The sequence below is a fragment of the Halorubellus litoreus genome, from assembly GCF_055378595.1.
The window spans coordinates 604,800-621,517 of sequence record NZ_AP043834.1; the positions used below are offsets into that span (position 1 = coordinate 604,800).

The 16,718-nt window shown below is 70.0% G+C and carries 16 protein-coding genes; 7 read left to right on the plus strand and 9 right to left on the minus strand.

The features are described from left to right. Positions 1–130: 130 nt before the first annotated feature. The gene (locus ACZ48X_RS02720; RefSeq protein WP_336351651.1) at positions 131–916 is read right to left on the minus strand and encodes an SDR family NAD(P)-dependent oxidoreductase; all 786 of its coding nucleotides are present in this window, start codon (positions 914–916) and stop codon (positions 131–133) included. Between the two features lie 624 nt (positions 917–1,540). Here ACZ48X_RS02720 and ACZ48X_RS02725 point away from each other — a divergent pair. Further along, positions 1,541–1,930 carry an NUDIX domain-containing protein gene (locus ACZ48X_RS02725; protein ID WP_464379804.1) on the plus strand — a complete coding sequence of 130 codons (390 nt, stop codon included), beginning with the start codon at positions 1,541–1,543 and terminating at the stop codon, positions 1,928–1,930. 64 nt (positions 1,931–1,994) lie between these two features. Here ACZ48X_RS02725 and ACZ48X_RS02730 read toward each other — a convergent pair whose 3' ends face one another. The 7 genes from ACZ48X_RS02730 to ACZ48X_RS02760 all read right to left on the minus strand — a co-directional run bounded on the left by ACZ48X_RS02730 (position 1,995) and on the right by ACZ48X_RS02760 (position 9,314). Next, positions 1,995–2,831 (minus strand): ABC transporter permease subunit, encoded by an 837-nt coding sequence (locus ACZ48X_RS02730; RefSeq protein WP_336351649.1) that lies wholly within the window; start codon positions 2,829–2,831, stop codon positions 1,995–1,997. A gap of 72 nt (positions 2,832–2,903) precedes the next feature. Beyond that, positions 2,904–3,839 carry an ABC transporter ATP-binding protein gene (locus tag ACZ48X_RS02735; protein ID WP_336351648.1) on the minus strand — a complete coding sequence of 312 codons (936 nt, stop codon included), beginning with the start codon at positions 3,837–3,839 and terminating at the stop codon, positions 2,904–2,906. Between the two features lie 216 nt (positions 3,840–4,055). After that, positions 4,056–4,946: an ArsR/SmtB family transcription factor gene (locus ACZ48X_RS02740; RefSeq protein ID WP_336351647.1), complete on the minus strand. Its 891-nt coding sequence runs from the start codon at positions 4,944–4,946 to the stop codon at positions 4,056–4,058. Positions 4,947–4,977: 31 nt separating this feature from the next. Next, positions 4,978–7,224 carry an ATP-binding domain-containing protein gene (locus ACZ48X_RS02745; protein ID WP_336351646.1) on the minus strand — a complete coding sequence of 749 codons (2,247 nt, stop codon included), beginning with the start codon at positions 7,222–7,224 and terminating at the stop codon, positions 4,978–4,980. 143 nt (positions 7,225–7,367) lie between these two features. Further along, on the minus strand, positions 7,368–8,324 hold the full coding sequence (locus tag ACZ48X_RS02750) for a phosphotransferase family protein (RefSeq protein WP_336351645.1): 957 nt from the start codon (positions 8,322–8,324) through the stop codon (positions 7,368–7,370). Next, positions 8,321–8,998, minus strand: coding sequence for an HAD family hydrolase (locus ACZ48X_RS02755; RefSeq protein WP_336351644.1), 678 nt, complete (start codon positions 8,996–8,998; stop codon positions 8,321–8,323). Before ACZ48X_RS02755 ends, ACZ48X_RS02750 begins: the two co-directional genes overlap by 4 nt. Positions 8,999–9,065: 67 nt before the next feature. Further along, on the minus strand, positions 9,066–9,314 hold the full coding sequence (locus tag ACZ48X_RS02760) for a hypothetical protein (protein WP_336351643.1): 249 nt from the start codon (positions 9,312–9,314) through the stop codon (positions 9,066–9,068). 191 nt (positions 9,315–9,505) lie between these two features. Here ACZ48X_RS02760 and ACZ48X_RS02765 point away from each other — a divergent pair, with 191 nt between their 5' ends. Continuing rightward, positions 9,506–10,603, plus strand: coding sequence for an A24 family peptidase (locus ACZ48X_RS02765; RefSeq protein ID WP_336351642.1), 1,098 nt, complete (start codon positions 9,506–9,508; stop codon positions 10,601–10,603). A 60-nt stretch (positions 10,604–10,663) separates the two neighbouring features. Next, positions 10,664–11,368: a 5-formyltetrahydrofolate cyclo-ligase gene (locus tag ACZ48X_RS02770; RefSeq protein WP_336351641.1), complete on the plus strand. Its 705-nt coding sequence runs from the start codon at positions 10,664–10,666 to the stop codon at positions 11,366–11,368. 42 nt (positions 11,369–11,410) lie between these two features. Here ACZ48X_RS02770 and ACZ48X_RS02775 read toward each other — a convergent pair whose 3' ends face one another. Continuing rightward, positions 11,411–12,472: a zinc-dependent alcohol dehydrogenase family protein gene (locus tag ACZ48X_RS02775; protein ID WP_336351640.1), complete on the minus strand. Its 1,062-nt coding sequence runs from the start codon at positions 12,470–12,472 to the stop codon at positions 11,411–11,413. 132 nt (positions 12,473–12,604) lie between these two features. Here ACZ48X_RS02775 and ACZ48X_RS02780 point away from each other — a divergent pair, with 132 nt between their 5' ends. From ACZ48X_RS02780 to ACZ48X_RS02795, 4 genes are all read left to right on the plus strand, one after another. Next, positions 12,605–13,267: an HAD family hydrolase gene (locus ACZ48X_RS02780; protein WP_336351639.1), complete on the plus strand. Its 663-nt coding sequence runs from the start codon at positions 12,605–12,607 to the stop codon at positions 13,265–13,267. A 163-nt stretch (positions 13,268–13,430) separates the two neighbouring features. Then, a complete protein-coding gene (locus tag ACZ48X_RS02785; protein ID WP_336351638.1) occupies positions 13,431–13,577 on the plus strand; it encodes a hypothetical protein in 147 nt (48 codons plus the stop codon). A 129-nt stretch (positions 13,578–13,706) separates the two neighbouring features. Then, a complete protein-coding gene (locus ACZ48X_RS02790; RefSeq protein ID WP_336351637.1) occupies positions 13,707–14,246 on the plus strand; it encodes an LUD domain-containing protein in 540 nt (179 codons plus the stop codon). 242 nt (positions 14,247–14,488) lie between these two features. Continuing rightward, positions 14,489–16,675, plus strand: coding sequence for an LUD domain-containing protein (locus ACZ48X_RS02795; protein ID WP_336351636.1), 2,187 nt, complete (start codon positions 14,489–14,491; stop codon positions 16,673–16,675). Positions 16,676–16,718 lie beyond the last annotated feature (43 nt).

Sequence of the window (16,718 nt, forward strand, 5' to 3'; positions counted from 1 at the left end):
GCTGTAATCTTGCTCGAAAGCCACTCAGGATACGGTTTCGTCCACCAACGCGACGACGTTCGACCCCACCGTGTCCGGAGTAACCGGCAGTGCTTGCCGACGCACGTGCCGGGACAGCCCCGAGTCGCGTTCAGTACGAGAAGAGGTCCGCACCACCGGTGACGCCGATGACCTGCCCGGTCACGTACCGCGCCTGCTCGCTCGCCAGGTAGCACACGAGCGGCGCGACGTCGTCCTCGCGACCGAGCTCCTTCATCGGCGTCGCCTGCCGGATGCGCTCGAACTGCGGGTTGAACGCCTCCAGTTGCTCGGGTTCCATCTCCGCGAGGTCCTCGATGACGATGTTCGGCGTCAGCACGTTCGACGTCACGCCGTACTTCGCGCCCTCCAACGCCAGCGTCTTCCCGAACCCGATGAGGCCCGACTTCGTCGTCGAGTACGAGATCTGCGCGAAGCTCCCGCGCCACCCCGCGATGCTCGCCATCGTCACGATACGTCCCCACCCGCGCTCCTTCATCCCCGGATACACCGCCTTGGTGACGTTGTACGCACCGGTGAGGTTCAGTTCGACGTCGCGGTCCCAGAGCGCGTCGTCGAAGTCCTCGAGCTTCGCGACCGCGTCCACGAACCCCGCGTTGTTCACGAGGACGTCGATACCGCCGGTCTCCTCCTCGACCGCCTCGATGGTCGCGGCGACGTCCTCGCGGTCCGTGAGGTCGCATTCGACCGCCATCCCCTCGCCGGACGCCTCGGGGTCGTCCGCGATCTCCTCGACGACGCGCTCCGCGCCGTCGCGGTCGACGTCCAGCACGACGACGTCCGCGCCCTCTCGGGCGAGGTGCTTGCAGTCTTCGCTCCCGAGTCGACCCGCACCACCCGTGACGAGGGCGGTCCTGTCGTCCAGTCCGAAGTCCATGCTAGCAGGCCACGAACCCGCCGTTCATAGTTGTTGGCGTCGCGGCACGGAGGTGGACGGGCTCTCGTCGCCGCAACAGGCTGGCGGGCCCGGCCCGTTCCCCTCACGTATCACGAGAGGTGGACGAGGCCGTGTGTGCGAGTGTACTGAACACCGATTCCACGCTCAGTTGAACGCATGTTTCGAGTCACACGCATATGGCAGGCGTACGTGCACTCTATACGCTCCCTACTCGACGGTATGTGGAAGGAATACTAGGAGTAATGGGTGATATGGGCATCAATACTAAGTAAGAGTCCGTGGTCTCCCGTGACATACCTCGGTCCGGTCGACGACGCCCCCGCTCGGACCGCGGCGCTCGAACCGGCCGTCGGGAACCACGACCCGCGACGTCGAGTCGAGGCCCCGACCACGCGCCGCGGACCGACACCACCAGCGACCGCCGACGTTACACGAACCACCCTCATGTCACAGCGCAACCATCCGCTCCCGTCCACCGATGCCGTCTCGCTCGACGACCCACCGCTGGCCGCCTCCACGGTCACGCCGCGACCGACGGTCCCGGCGAGCACACCGACTGTCAACCCCGAGGCGACGACGTCCTCGCGGAAGGTCTGTGCGTACGTGACGCGGAACGACTCCGAGCTCCTCGTCTTCGAGGGCCCCGGTCACGAGGGACTCCAGATACCGAAGGGTACCGTCGAGGGCTCGGAACGGCTCGACAGCGCGCTCCTCAGGGAAGTCCACGAGGAGAGTGGCCTCCACCCTCGTGGAGCGCCCACGCGGCTGGCGAGCGACGTCTGGATGCGCCGGAACCACCCGCCCCGGTACTACGTCCGACACTTCTACCACGTCTCGGTCGACGAACCACGCGACGCGTGGACCCACACCGTCACCGGCACCGGCGAAGAGGCCGGCGTCGAGTTCACGTACTCGTGGGTCCCCATCGACGCCGCGGCCGACTTCGCGCTCGATCTCGACGACTACGTCCCGCTCCTCCGGGATCGCCTCTGAAACGAGCGCCGTCGACCGCTACTCGCACCAGGTCGACGGAGCGGTCAGATTCGATTCCTTCGAGTCATCCGAGGTCGCTCCGCGCGAACGTCGCGTACCCACCGAGGAGCGGGAGTGCCGTCCAGAGCGCGAGCACGACGACGAACACCGCCCAGTGGAGGTACGCCGGGGTCGGGCCGGCGACCGCACCCGCGATTCCGGGGAACGACGGTTCGGTCGCGTGGACGACCGCCTGAACGAGTGCGCTGTAGGCTCCGGACGGACTCAGGCCCTGCAGGAGGACGAACCACCCGGGGACGGTCCCGGCCGGTGCGGCACCTTCGACGACGAGGTGCGCGCCCTGCGGGACGAGGTCCCAGAGGAGTGCGAGCGCGAGGTACGCGCCGATGCCGAGCGTCATCGCTCGCCCGCGCGTCGCGGCCGCCGCGGACACGCCGACCGCGAGCCCGACGAACGCGACGCCGAGCGCGCACGTCAGCACGACGATACCAGCGAACGCGACGACGGGGAGGCCGCCGTACGCGACCGCCGTCGGGACCGCAGCGAGCGCGAACCCCGCGGTGAGGCCGACGACGACGACGGCCGCACGGCCGAGGAACTTCCCGAGGACGACGGTGCCGCGTCGCGGCTCGAGGCCGAGGAGCACGCGGATGCTCCCGGACTCGCGCTCCCCGGCGATGGCGAGGTACGCCGCGACGAGCGCGACCACCGGAACGAGCATCGCGGCGAACTCGGTCGCCGCCCCGAGCCCCGAGAGCACGTTCGCCTCGAACTGCGGGATGGCGAGGGGCACGAGGGACGTGACCGCGACCATCACGGCGACGAGCGCGACGACGGCCCAGACGACGCGTGACTGCACGGCGTCGCGGTACTCGCGTCGCGCGATGACGCGCCAGCTCATGCCGTCACCTCGCGACCGCGGCCCGCCACCTGGTTCATGCTTCCACCTCGCGACCGCGGCCCGCCACCTGGTTCATGCTTCCACCTCGCGTCGCGTCTCTCCGACGTCGCGGTGCGTGTACGCGGCGAAGAGTTCCTCGAGCGACGGGTCGTCGATCCCGATGTCGAGGACGGTGCAGCCGGCGTCGCGGACGCGGTCGACGAACGCCAGTTTCGCCGTCGGTTCGACGCACGTCCCGACGACGGCGTCGTCGGTGACTGTGACGTCGACGAGTCCCGGGACGTCGTCGACGGTCAGGTCGCGTGGCGGGTGGTCGACGGTGACGGTGACCGTCGCGCCCGTCCCGACGGCGTCGCGGAGGCCGTCGATGGTGTCGACGGTGACGAGCCGGCCGTCGTCGAGGATGGCGACGCGGTCGCAGACGGCTTCGACCTGCGAGAGGACGTGACTGGAGAAGAAGACGGTGCCGCCGTCGGCGGCGTGGTCGCGAGCGATGGCTCGGAGGTCCCGGATGCCCTCCGGGTCGAGGCCGCTGGACGGTTCGTCGAGCACGAGGACGTCGGGGTCGCCGACGAGCGCCATCGCGAGTGCGAGCCGCTGGGTCATGCCCTTCGAGTACCCGCCGGCCGTGCGGTCGGCGGCGTCGAGGATGCCGACGCGGTCGAGGAGCGCCTCGGGATCGTCGTCGGCTCCCTTGAGGTCGTTCGCGAACTCGACGTGCTCGCGTCCGGTGAGGCGGTCGTAGAGGCTGTAGCCGTCGGGGAGGATGCCGACGCGGTCGTGGACCTCGGACGCGGAATCCTGGGCGTCGTACCCGAGGACGCTCGCGCTCCCGGCGGTCGGCCGCACGTAGTCCATGAGGACGTCGATGGTCGTGGACTTCCCCGCGCCGTTCGGCCCGAGGAACCCGAACACCTCGCCCTCTCGTACCTGGAAGGAGACGTCGTCGACGGCGTAGACGTCGTCGCCGTAGCGCTTGGTGAGGTTCTGGACGTCGATGGCCGTCATCGTCGTCCCCGACTCCGGGGTCGGTTGTCCTGGCTTGCTGGTGGTCGTTCCATACTGGGACGTGGTCACCGACCGGTGAAATAACTTGTTGAATAAGTGATAACTTGTCGGTCTGATAACTCAAACATTCTTGAGAACCGAACGACACCGCCGACCCACCACGACCACGCCATTCGACGCCGCCACGACACACGACGCAGTCAGCGACGTCACCACCTACTCCGCGCCAGTCGACGCGACGACCGCCACCGACAGGTCAGCATCCATCGACAACGCGAGCGACTCGCCAGCGTACCTGACCGTCACCGACACCGACGGCTCCCCCGACTCCAACCCCGTCACCTCGACGTCCCACGCGTCCAGATACCGACCGATGTCCCAGAACGGAATCGCCGTCGAATCCACGCCGTGACGCCAGTAGAACGCGACCACAGCCGGATGGAACAGCACGTGCGCCGCCACCGGCGCGAACACCCTGTTGTTGCAGCGCTCGCAGTGCGCCACCGCATAGGCATCCGTCCGCCCCCGGGACTCGCGCTCCTCCACCCGGACGGCCGCCACCCCACCGCACTTCGCGCACGTCCCACCGACCGCCACCGCGTACTCGTGTCGAACGCGGCTATCGCAGGCCTCCAGCACCTGTCGCTCGCTCCGCCCGACGACCGCCGCCGGCGGCAGGTCGTACGTCACGATCCGCATCTCGCAATCGACGCACCGTACCGTCAACAACCCATCCTCGTACGTCGCCTCGAACGCCGTCCCCGGACACCCCGGGCACTCCCCGGACAGCGAGAGCGGCTCGAACGTCGGCGTCTCCGTGAACGACCCCGCCAGTACCGCCCGCATCACGTCCTCCCCAGCCCGATTCAGCGCGTACCCCTCCTCGGAGCGCCGCAGGAACACGCCCTCCAGGTGGTCGAGGTGATACGAGAGCTGGGACGTGCTGTCCAGTTCGAGCGCGTCGTATATCTCGGTGAACGAGAGCGTCCGGTCGCCGTCGCGCTCGGCGTCCGCGAACGCCCGCAGCACGGCGACGCGATGCTCGCTCGCGAGCGCCCCGAACGCGTCCGCTGGCTCCACGGGTGACTCGCCGCCGACGTCGGTCATAGCACGCCGTTCACGTCCGTCCGGGAAGTGCCTACTGCTCCACCCACTCGAACTCGTCGAGCGTCGCGTTCTCGCCGGCGTCTCCGTACCGGCCCTCGTCACCGCCAGATGCGTCGTCGCCGAGGTGCCTATCGAGCGCGTCCGGCGTCGGCGCGGGGAACTCGAGCGCCGGGAACGGACCCGTAGCCTGCTCGCGAACGCGCTCGACCTCGTCGAATATCGGGTCGTCGACGCCGGAGAGCGACGCCCACGCCTGCGTTCGCGTGAGTGCGACGAACAGCTCGTTCCGTCGCGTGACGAGGTCCGCACGCCGACCGTCGTCGGCGACGCGGTCGACGCCGGCGACGTGCACGGACGCGGCCTCGTTCCCCTTCGCGCGATTGATGCGCGAGACCGTGACCGCGCCGTCCTCGCGGAACGTGTCCACGTCGCCCTCCCAGACGAGGTTCGCGTCGACGCCGCGGTCCGCGAGCGCGTCCCGGACGCGCTCACCGAACCCGCGCGATTTCCCGAACCCACCGAGCGGCACGACGAGGACGTCCGCCGGCGCCAGGCCCTCCACGTCGACGTCCCGTTCGACGGCGTCGGCGACGTGCTGGACCTCGCCGGCGCGACTGTGCGCTCGCGACAGCGACAGGAACGGCCGCGCGGCCTCGCGGTCCCGGAGCGGATGCGGCGAGTGCTCGTCCGGCCGCACCACCTCCACCGGCTCCCCGTGTCGTCGGAAGTCACCTTTTTCGACCTCGTACCCGAGGGACTCCCAGCCGCGCTGGGTCGTCAACGCCTGCACGGCGCCGTCCTCGCGGAGGAGGCCCATCCCGAGCGCGTGCGCCGTCAACAGCACCGGACGGGGCGTCCGGTACGCCTTCCGCATCACGACGGACTTCCGGACGCCACCCTCGTACTGCCCGCGGAGGTTCACGACCGGGTCGCCGGCGTCGTCGGTCCCGAACACCGTCGTCGGACTCGGTGCTGAAAGCGTCTGCAACGACTGCGCCTCGTCGTACGCCCACACCAGTCGCTTGGGCGGTTTCAGGACCGCGTGACAGAGCCGCAGGAACCCAGGGTCGAAGTCCTGCGCCTCGTCCACGAGTATGGCGTCGTAGCGCTCTTGTGGTTGGCCGTCCTCCAGAACCTCCTCGCAGCAGTTCGCGAGGAGGCCACCGTCGGCGTCCCCGAACGCCGTCTTCGCGTCCGAGAGCGTCCGCGGCGCGACGCCCGCCGCCTGCGCCGCGTCGTAGTACAGGCCGCGACTCGTCTTCCCGCCCCACGCGTGCAGCACCTGGAGCCGCGACCAGTCCACGTCGTCGTCCGCGAAGTACGCGTAGTACCGCTCGACCGCGTCGCGCGCCGCGTCGTAGAGCGCTCGCGTCTGGAACGTCAACACGATCCGCCACTCCGGGTGCCGGGCGTGCATCTGCGCGGCCTTCTGCGCGAGCACGATGGACTTCCCCGACCCAGCGATACCCCGCACCTGCTGCGGGCCGTCCGGAACCTGCAACGCGAACCGCTCCTGGGCCTCGTCCAACCGCTTCAGCCCGGACTCGACCTCGGCGAACAGCTCCGAACGGGTCGGCCCGACCGGTTCGTCGCCGCCTGCGTCACCGGCGTCGTCCGCCGCTGGCGAACCTACGCTCTCGTCGCTCGCGTTCGCGCCCGGGAACCGCTCGCCGCTGATGGGTTGCCCGCCCGAGAGCACGGCTCTCGCGTCCGCGTACTCGCTCGCCGACAGGCGCTCGGTGTCCGGAAGCGCGTCGAAGCGCTCGCGGAGCGCGGCGGGCGTCAACTCGTCGCCGAGGACGACCCGCGGCGCTGCGGGGAGGTCGTCGAACCCGCGCGCCACCCACTCCTCGCGCGTCACGTTCGGGAGGACGACGACGGGGTGCATCGCGACGACGCAGTTCGCTCGCCGGTCCATCAGCGACGGCTCCTTCGTGAAGTGGCTCAGCAACCGGAACCCCTGCTCGCGGACCTGCGTGTACGGCGCCGCAGCGTCCTGACTGGTCCCCGAGAGCGCCCAGCGCTCGCCGTCGATGCGAGCGATCTGCTCGTTCGTGAATCCCTTCACCTCGAGGACCACGAGGCCGTGGTCGCGCGACAACACGAGCACGTCCAGCTCGCGGTCGAACCGTCCGTCGGCCTCGTCGACGACCGGATACCGACGGAACGCCACGCCCTCCGCGTCAGTTCCGAACGCGCCCTTCAGTGACTCCCACACCTCGTCCTCCGCGTCGACGCCAGCGTGCGTCGCCGCCACCCCGGACGCGACGAACTCCATACCCAGACGGAATCGTCCGCGTTCTGATAAACCCTCCGCCTGCACGCGATGTCCGAGGGCGACCGTGCCCACGAGCGTGCCCGTTCGGTCCCGAAGCGGGTGCGTGCCCGTCGGCGGCGAATCGGTGGTCTACTCGCTGTCGGTTACAGGCAGTCGGCGAGCGCCCTTCGGTGGAACGCCACCGCGGCGTCGCGCTCGCGCTCGGGGTACCCGGGGTTGGTGACGGTCCCGCGGGAGTCGACGGCGCTGTCGGCGATGGCGGCGATGCGGTGGGCGGCCCGGACGGTCGGGTACGGACGGATCCGTTCGTAGCCCGCGACGAACGCCTCGCGGAGCGGTTCGGGGTCGGCGACGTACCAGTCCGCGACGAGGTACGACGCCTTCGCCACCGAGAGCGCCGGGGCGGCGGCCAGCGGCGCCTCCCAATCGAGTACGGCGGCGAGGTCGCCGTCGGCGACGAGCGCGTTCCCCGGCCGGAAGTCCCACGGGAACAATCGAGCCGTCGGGGACCGGTCGGTCGCGCGCTCGCCGAGCACGGCGTCGAGTCGGTCGCGGAGGCCGTCGAACTCGGCTGGCAGTCGCCCGACGGCTCGGCGACCGTACGCGACGAACCAGTCGTGCCAGTCCGTCTCCCGGGCTTGGAGCGCGCCGTCCTCGACCGCGAGTTCCCCGTATCCCTCGAAGGAGAACGCCGCGTGGAGCGCGCCGAGGGACGCCCCGAACGCGCCCGCGACCGCTCGCTGGCGCGGTCTCGAGAGGTCGACGAACCGCTCGTGGAGGTCCGCTCCGGGGACGTACGCCGTCACGAGGAACGCGACCCCGTCCGTCTCGCCCGCGGCGAGCACCCGCGGAACGGGGACGTCGGTCCGCTCGCGGATCTCGCCCAGCAGGACCGACTCCGTCTCCAGCCAGCGTGGCTCCGGGCAGACCTGGACCACCACGGGGTCGCGCTCCTCGAACCGGGCGAGCGCCGTCCGCTTGCGGTTCCCGCGACCCAGCGAGTCGACGGTGCGCGGCCGCTCACTCGTCGCCGCCGCGAGCGCCGTTTCGCCGGCACGGCGGAACGCTGCCTCGGGGAACACGTCGTCGAACGCAGTCACGGGTCGCCCTCGAGGACGCCTCGGAGGTCGCCGAGCGCTTCGAGGACGTACTCCGGATCGTACCCGTTCAGGTCCCCGACGTCCGACCGGAGCCAGGCCGCCGCGAGCCCGGCGTTGTGTGCACCGGCGACGTCGTACGACAACGAGTCGCCGACGTACAGCGCCCGCTCGGGCAGGACGTCGAGCGCGTCGAGCGCGCGCTCGAACGGATCCGCGTGGGGCTTGCGCCGCGGGAGGTCGAACGCGTACACGTGCACGTCGAAGCGGTCGGTGATGCCGAGCGCGTCCAACTTCGGTCGCTGGCGGCGCTCCGGGCCGTTCGTCACCAACCCCACCGACCCGTTCGCGCGCGCAGCGGTGAGTGCCGCGTCAGCGCCGTCTGTCAGCGCCACCTGTCGGTCGTCGACGAGGTCCGTCAGGGCGGCGGCGAGCGCGAGCGGGTCGACCTCGGAGCGACCGTGGCGAGCGGCGAGCCTGGCGAACCCGGCACCGACGTAGCCGACCTGGTCGTCGTGGTCCGGTGGGCCGCGAAGCGACGCCCAGAGCTCGTCGGGTTCGCCGAACGGCACGACCCCGGCGTCTTCGAACGCTCCGCGATAGAGCGCGTCGGTGTCCTGCGTGCGCTCGCAGAGCGTTCCGTCGAGGTCGAACAGCACCGCGTCGAACGGCTTCACGACCGTACGTGGGCTGACGCGGACAAAAGTCCCCGCATCGCGGCGGTGCCGGGATGCGTTCGACGGGTCATTCGGCCGCGAACAGGCGCGTGAGGACCTCGTCCCCGAGGAGGACGAACGCCATCCAGCACGCGGCGAACGCCAGCCAGCCGAGCATGAACGTGTTCCCGACGACACCCCGGTAGAATGCGGCGACGGACGCGAACGACCCGACGACGAGCACGACGGCACCCGTCGTGCTGAGGAGCACCGCGATGGCGGTCGCTCGTTCCCGCGGGCTCCCGGACCGGACGAGGTGGAGTAGGTGGCCGAACACGGCTGTGTCTCGCCGTACACTCCCGCCCCCGTCGACTTAAACCGCCGGGTCGGCTCGACGCTCGAAGCCCGCGGGGTCGATTTCGGCTCGGTGCTGAGGGCGCACGAGCTCGCCACGGAACCGACCGCGGGCTCGACGCCCGAGTCGATGCGGAGGTTTTTATCCTTGCTCGCGGTACGACCGCCAGAGACGTGACTTCCGCGTACGCGAACTCCGTCCTCGACCTGCTACGACTCCTCGTCGTCCCCGTCTTCGCGTGGGCCGCCTACACCGACGTTCGCACCCGACGCATCCCGAACAAGGTGTGGCCGCCGCTGTTCCTCGGTGGCCTCGTCCTGTTCGCGCTCACCGTACAGCGCGCGCTCGAACCCGGGGTTCCGTTCGCGTCGAACGCCCTGCCCGCGGCCGTCGTGAGCCTCGGCGTGGTCGCGCCCGTCGCGTACCTCTTCTGGCTGTTCGGCGGGTTCGGCGGCGCGGACGCCAAGGCTCTGCTCGTGCTCTCGCTCCTCTTCCCCATCTACCCCGTCTACGAGGTCGCCGGCGTCGTCCTGCCGCTCCCCGGGAACGAGAACCCCCTGGGAAGTTTCGCGTTCACCATCCTGACGAACACGGTCCTCGCGGGCGTCCTCTACCCGCTCGCGTTGTCCGTGCGGAACGCCGTCAATGGCGAGTTCGCGCTCCCGATGTTCCTCGGGAAGCGCGTGGACGCCGCCAGTGTCGACGACCGGTACGGGACGCTCATGGGCCGCAACGACGGGATGACGGCGGGGAGTCTCGACCTGGACGCACTCCGGATGTACCTGCGCTGGCGAGGGGAATCCCTCGACGCGGTCCGCTCGCGCGCCGACGAGTTGCGCGACCCGGGGACGCTCCCAGCGAACCCGAACGACCCCACCGACGGGAACCTCGACGCTGTCGCTGGCACGGACGACCCCGATGGCGGCGATTCGACGGACGGCGCTGGAACGACCGACGACGAAACCGCCGACACGGCCGAGGCAGACGCTCCGGTTGCCGACGGCGAATCCGCCGCCGAGACGGCGGTGAACGGGACCGACGGCGACGACGCGTTCGAGGACGCCTGGGGGGCCGAGGCGTTCCTCGAGGACATCGACGGCGACGCGTACGGCACCTCGCCCGAGTCGCTACGCGACGGGTTGGACGTGCTCGCGGCGTCCGAGCGGGTCTGGGTGTCTCCGGGCATCCCGTTCGTCGTCCCGATGTTCGTCGGCCTCGTGCTCGCGCTCACCGTCGGCGACCTCGTCACCGCCGGCATCTCGCTGCTCTGACCCGCCGTCGCGCGGTCGCGCACTGCAAGCGTTATGTCGGTTCCCGCCCGCGATGTCGGTATGGACAAGGACGACCTCCGCGAGGCGGTGTGGGACGACCTGGAGGCGTCGGGCGTCGCTCGGTTCCCGTTCCCGCCGCACGGCCGCATCCCGAACTTCGCCGGCGCGGACGCGGCAGGTGACCGGCTCGCGGCGACGGACGCGTGGCGGGACGCCGACGTCGTGAAGGCGAACCCGGACGCCCCGCAGTTGTCGGTCCGTCGACGCGCGCTCCGCGAGGGGAAGACGGTGTACATGGCGGTGCCGCGGCTCGCGACCGAGGAGCCGTTCTACGAGCTCGACCCGGAGCGGCTCGACGCCGAGGACTACGACGCCGCGGCGACGGTGTCGAAGGTCGAGCGGTACGCCGACACCGTCGGCGTGGACGCGCTCGGGCACGTCGACCTCGTGCTCTCCGGGAGCGTCGCCGTCTCAGAGGCGGGCGCTCGCGTGGGTAAGGGCGAGGGGTACAGCGACCTCGAATGGGCGGTGCTGTCGGCGGCCGGCCTCGTCGACGACGCGACGACGGTCGCGACCACCGTCCACGAACGCCAGGTCCGGGAGACGCCACAGCCGGCCGCGCACGACGTCCCAATGGACCTCGTCTGTACGCCCGAGCGCCTCGTCGGGACCGACACCCAGTACGCTCGACCGGTCGGCGTCGACGCGTCGCTCCTCGACGACGACCGCGTCGACGAGATCCCCGTCCTCCAGGAGTACGTCTGACCGCGTTCGGATGCGACCGGCTGGGACGTAACGTCGGCTCGGTCAGAACTCGGTGACGACCTCGATACCGCTCGTCTCGTACTCGGTCATGGCGGCGAGGCGGTCGGAGACGTCCTCGAGCGCGACGCGGTTCGAGACGAGCGCACCCGGGTCGAGTCGGCCCGCGTCCAGCATCCGGAGGAGTTCGTCGTACCGCGTCGGCGGCATCCCGCGCGACCCGTGGAAGGAGACGTCCCAGCGCGTCATCGCGTCGACGGGCAGGGACACCTCGCCGCGTTCCGCCTCGGTCGTGAGTCCGAGCTGGACGTGCTCGCCGCGCGACCGCAGGCAGTCGACGCTGTTCCGGCACGTCTCCGCGCGACCGAGCGCGTCGATGGAGACGTGCGCGCCACCGTCGGTCAGGGCTTCGATAGCGCCCGGGACGTCGTCGGTGTCGCTCGCGTCCACCGTCTCGGTCGCGCCGACGTCGGCGGCGAACGCCAGTGGCGGTTCGCGGACGTCCACGGCGACGACGCCCGCGCCGAGCGCCGACGCCACCTGGACCGCCGCGAGCCCGAGCCCACCGCAGCCGTGGACGGCGACCCAGTCCCCGGCGTCCAGGTCGACGCGATGCGCGAGCGCGTGGAACGCCGTGACGTACCGGCAACCGAGCGCCGCCATCTCCTCGAAGGCGACGTCGTCAGGGAGCGAGACCGCGTTGTAGTCCGCGTGCGGGACGTGCACGGCCTCCGCGAACGCGCCCGGGGCCGCCTCCTCGAATCCGAGCGCGTACCCGTCCTCGCAGACGTTCCCGTGGCCGCTCACGCACTGCGAGCACGACCCGTCGCCGAGGTTGAACGGAACTGCGACGCGGTCCCCGACCGCGAGCGATTCGACGCGCTCGCCGACGTCGGCGACGACGCCGGCCGGTTCGTGCCCGAGCACCTGCCCGATGGGAACCTGGTCGTCCGCCCACTCGCCGTGGCCCATCCACGAGTGCCAGTCGCTCCGGCACACCCCGCACGCCTCGACGTCGACGACGACGCCGTGCGGGTCGGGGTCGGGGCGCGGAATCGACTCGATACGTAACGGTTCGCCGTAGGCTTCGAGAACAGCAGCGCGCATACCGGCCGAACGACCCGCGTCGTGATAGGGGTACGGCTCTCAACGGCCCCGTCGAAACCGGGGTCCCAGTCGACCAGGCGCGTTCCCCGGTGAGCGGAAGGCGTTTCACGTGACGGCGAGAACGCACGACCGATGGAGGCGTGTTGTTTCGACATGGACGGCGTCGTCGTCGACTCGGAACGCCACTGGGTCCCATTGGAGAACGAGCGCATCCTCCCCGACGTGGTCGACGCCCCAGAAGGTGAGGGCCCCGTCGCGAGCGAGATAACGGGGATGAACGTCCGGGACGCGTACGCGTACCTCGACCGCGAGTACGGGACGACCGTCGACGTCGACGGCTTCCTCGCGACCTACGACGACGCGGCCGCGGAGCTGTACGACGAGCGCGTCGCCCTCATGCCCGGATTCCGCTCGCTCGTCGACGACCTCCGCGACGCCGGGGTCGCGGTCGCGCTCGTCTCGTCGTCCCCGCACCGATGGATCGACCGCGTCCTCGACCGGTTCGACGTCCGCGGCGCGTTCGACGCCGTCGTCAGTGCCGACGACGTCGACGGCCCCGGGAAGCCCGCGCCAGACGTCTACGAGGCGGCCGCGGCGCGCCTCGACGTCGACCCGACCGCGTCCGTGGCCGTCGAGGACTCCGCGCACGGGCTCGCTGCCGCTCGAGCGGCCCGGATGACGGCCGTCGCGTACCGGACGACGGCGAACGCCGACTCGACGTTCGACGACGCCGACGTCGTCGCGGACGGCCCCGACGACCTCCGGGCCATCCTCGAAGCACGACGACGTCCGTGACCGTCGACGTCCGACTCCGCCACCGACGCTCGACGCGTCACACGCGACCCTGATCCTGCAAGCCCCGGCCGCGGTAATGGCGTCCATCGGCGCTACTGCATCCGGTTTCCACTTTCATCGTACGTGGTCACTACTTATCCCCAAGCCGTGAGTGAGGTGGCGTATGTTCGACCGCCTCCGCCGAGCGTTCGCGGGCACGACCCCCGAGTCCTCGTTCGTCGAGTGTCGCCGCTGTGGAACGCGACTCGGGAGCGGCGAGGGCGCCTGTGGCTGTTGCGGCTCGACGGACGTCGCGCACTACGACCTCTGAAGCGACGGGCCCAGGCGCGAGTGAGTCCACGCGCTCGCGGTACTCATCAGGGGTGCCAGTCGCTCCGGGGCCCGCAAACGTCGACGACAATATCGCGTGGAGGCGAACCTAATTAGACGGTGACTGTGTATGGCACTCACACGCATGAGCGATGCCTTCGGGGACTTCGTGGACGCGGCCGACGCCGTGGAGGTGGACGTCCACCGCGTCGACGCCGCGGAGTTCCAGGAATACCTGACTGAACTGCTCGAGACGCCTGCCGTCGGCGTCTCGCTCGACGACGCCTTCGACGCGGACGGCGTCGAACTGGCGGAGACGCCGGTCGCGGTCGACCCGACCCCGGCAGCGCTCGAGGCGGCGACGACTGGCGTCACGCCCGCCGCGCTCGGCGTCGCCGACTACGGGTCCGTCGTCCTCCGGACGTCCGCTGCAGGGAGCGAACTCGTGAGCCTGTTCGTGGAGCACCACGTCGCCGTGGTTCGCGCGACCGACATCCAGCCGTCGATGCGCGACGCACTGTCGGCGCTCGACGACGAGTTCGCGGAGACGCGTGGGAGTGCAATCGTCGCCACGGGCCCGAGTGCCACCGCGGACATGGGTGCGCTCGTCCGCGGCGCACACGGCCCACGAGACGTGGACGTCATCGTCGTCGAGGGGGAGTCAGCATGAGCGACGCCAACGTCATCGTCGTCGAGGGGGAGTCAGCATGAGCGACGCCAACGTCATCGTCGTCGAGGGGGAGTCAGCATGAGCGACGCCAACGTCCTCGTCGTCGAGGGGGAGTCAGCATGAGCGACGCCAACGTCCTCGTCGTCGAGGGGGAGTCAGCATGAGCGACGCCAACGTCCTCGTCGTCGAGGGGGAGTCAGCATGAGCGACGCCAACGTCCTCGTCGTCGAGGGGGAGTCAGCATGAGCGACGCCGACGAGATCCGGACGCTCATGCGGACGGAGGGCGCTGCAGTCGCGGAGAACACGCAGGGATTCAACCACGGCCGCTACGAGTCGGTCGCGGACCTCGAGGACTACGAGGGCCTCAAGGAGCGCGCTCGAGCCATCAAGGCCGACGCCATCGACCGGCTCCCGACGCTCATCGAGGAACTGACCGAGAGCGTCGAAGCGAACGGCGGCACCGTGTACGTCGCGGACGACGCCGCTGACGCCAACGAGTACATCCGGACCGTCGTCGACGACCGCGAGGCCGACCGAGTCGTCAAGAGCAAGTCGATGACGAGCGAGGAGATCGAGGTCAACGACGCGCTCGCCGCGGACGACGTCGACGTCGTCGAGACGGACCTCGGCGAGTGGGTGCTCCAGCTCGCCGACGAAGCGCCGTCGCACATCGTCGCGCCCGCCATCCACAAGTCCCGCGACGACATCGCGAGGCTGTTCAACGAGCTGTTCGACCCGGACACGGACCTGGAGACGGCCGCGGAACTCACGCAGTTCGCACGGGAGACGCTCCACGACCAGATCCTGGACGCGGAGGTCGCTATCACGGGCGCGAACTTCCTCACGGCGGACACGGGAACGATGGCGCTCGTCACGAGCGAAGGGAACGCCCGCAAGAGCGTCGCGGCGACGGACACCCACGTCGCAGTCAGTGGCGTCGAGAAAGTCATTCCCTCCGTCGACGACCTCCAGCCGTTCGTCGAACTCATCGGTCGCTCCGGGACCGGCCAGGACATCACGTCGTACGTCTCGCTACTCACCCCACCCGTCGACACGCCAGTCGTCGACTTCGCGGACGACTCCCAGCCGATCTCCGCGTTCGAGAACGACCGCGAGTTCCACCTCGTCCTCATCGACAACGGCCGGCTCGACATGCGCGAGGACGACCAGCTCCGCGAGACGCTGTACTGCATCCGGTGCTCGGCGTGCTCGAACTCGTGTGCGAACTTCCAGAGCGTCGGCGGCCACGCCTTCGGCGGGGAGACGTACTCGGGCGGCATCGCCACCGGGTGGGAAGCCGGCGTCGAAGGGCTCGATACCGCAGCCGAGTTCAACGACCTCTGCACGGGCTGCACGCGCTGCGTCGACGCCTGCCCGGTCGGTATCGACATCCCGTGGATCAACACGGTCGTCCGCGACCGAATCAACCGCGAGGGCGACACCGAACTCGACTGGCTCGTGGACGGACTGATGCCCGACGAGGAGACCGGCGGCACGCCGCTCCAGAAGCGGTTCTTCGGGAACTTCGAGACCGTTGCGAAACTCGCGAGTGCGACCGCCCCGGTCTCGAACTGGCTCGCCGGAACGACGGTCTCGAAACGGCTCGCGTCGCGTACCCTCGGTATCGACGCGCGCCGCGACCTGCCGGCGTTCGAGCGCGAGACCCTCGTCGACTGGGTCGCCGACCGCGACGTCACCGTCGAGAACCCAACAAGGCGCGTCGTCCTCTACCCGGACCTGTACACGAATCACGTGCAGACCGACCGCGGGAAGGCAGCCGTGAGACTCCTCGAAGCGTTAGACGTGGACGTCGTCGTCCCGGACGTCGCCTCCAGCGGCCGCGCCCCGCTCTCGCAGGGCATGATCGCGACGGCCACCGACCACGCCGAACGCGTCGCGCGGGGCCTCGACCCCTACCTCGACGACGGCCGCGACGTGGTCGTCATCGAACCGAGCGACGTCGCGATGTTCCAGCGCGCGTACGACAGACTCCTCGACGAGGACACCGCCGCGCGCCTCGACGCGAACAGCTACGAGGTCCTCGAGTACGTCTACGGCCTCCTGGAGAACGGCGGGGACGCCGCGACGCTGTCGGGCGCGACTATCGACGGCGAGGCGCTCGCGTACCACAGTCACTGCCAGCAGCGCACGCTCCACCTGGAAGCGCACACGGTCGAGGTCCTGGAACGAGCCGGCTACGACGTCACGACGACCGACGTGGAGTGCTGTGGGATGGCCGGGAGCTTCGGGTACAAGGAGGACTACTACGAACTCAGTATGGACGTCGGCGAGCGACTGCGGACGCAACTCGAGAGCGACGCGGTCGCGGAGGCGCCGGTCGTCGCGAGCGGGACGTCCTGTCTGGAGCAGATCGACGCGCTCCTGGAACGCAAACCACGGCATCCGGTCCAGTTGCTCGCACCGTAGGTCGACGAGCATCGCGTCGCCAGAAGAACGGATGGCCGCCTGG

What these genes read in the sequence shown, in the direction of transcription:
- ACZ48X_RS02720 (WP_336351651.1), bottom strand. Translation starts at nt 916, where the DNA reads ATGGACTTCGGACTGGACGACAGGACCGCCCTCGTCACGGGTGGTGCG.
- ACZ48X_RS02730 (WP_336351649.1), bottom strand. Translation starts at nt 2,831, where the DNA reads ATGAGCTGGCGCGTCATCGCGCGACGCGAGTACCGCGACGCCGTGCAG.
- ACZ48X_RS02735 (WP_336351648.1), bottom strand. Translation starts at nt 3,839, where the DNA reads ATGACGGCCATCGACGTCCAGAACCTCACCAAGCGCTACGGCGACGAC.
- ACZ48X_RS02740 (WP_336351647.1), bottom strand. Translation starts at nt 4,946, where the DNA reads ATGACCGACGTCGGCGGCGAGTCACCCGTGGAGCCAGCGGACGCGTTC.
- ACZ48X_RS02745 (WP_336351646.1), bottom strand. Translation starts at nt 7,224, where the DNA reads ATGGAGTTCGTCGCGTCCGGGGTGGCGGCGACGCACGCTGGCGTCGAC.
- ACZ48X_RS02770 (WP_336351641.1), top strand. Translation starts at nt 10,664, where the DNA reads ATGGACAAGGACGACCTCCGCGAGGCGGTGTGGGACGACCTGGAGGCG.
- ACZ48X_RS02775 (WP_336351640.1), bottom strand. Translation starts at nt 12,472, where the DNA reads ATGCGCGCTGCTGTTCTCGAAGCCTACGGCGAACCGTTACGTATCGAG.
- ACZ48X_RS02780 (WP_336351639.1), top strand. Translation starts at nt 12,605, where the DNA reads ATGGAGGCGTGTTGTTTCGACATGGACGGCGTCGTCGTCGACTCGGAA.
- ACZ48X_RS02785 (WP_336351638.1), top strand. Translation starts at nt 13,431, where the DNA reads ATGTTCGACCGCCTCCGCCGAGCGTTCGCGGGCACGACCCCCGAGTCC.
- ACZ48X_RS02790 (WP_336351637.1), top strand. Translation starts at nt 13,707, where the DNA reads ATGGCACTCACACGCATGAGCGATGCCTTCGGGGACTTCGTGGACGCG.
- ACZ48X_RS02795 (WP_336351636.1), top strand. Translation starts at nt 14,489, where the DNA reads ATGAGCGACGCCGACGAGATCCGGACGCTCATGCGGACGGAGGGCGCT.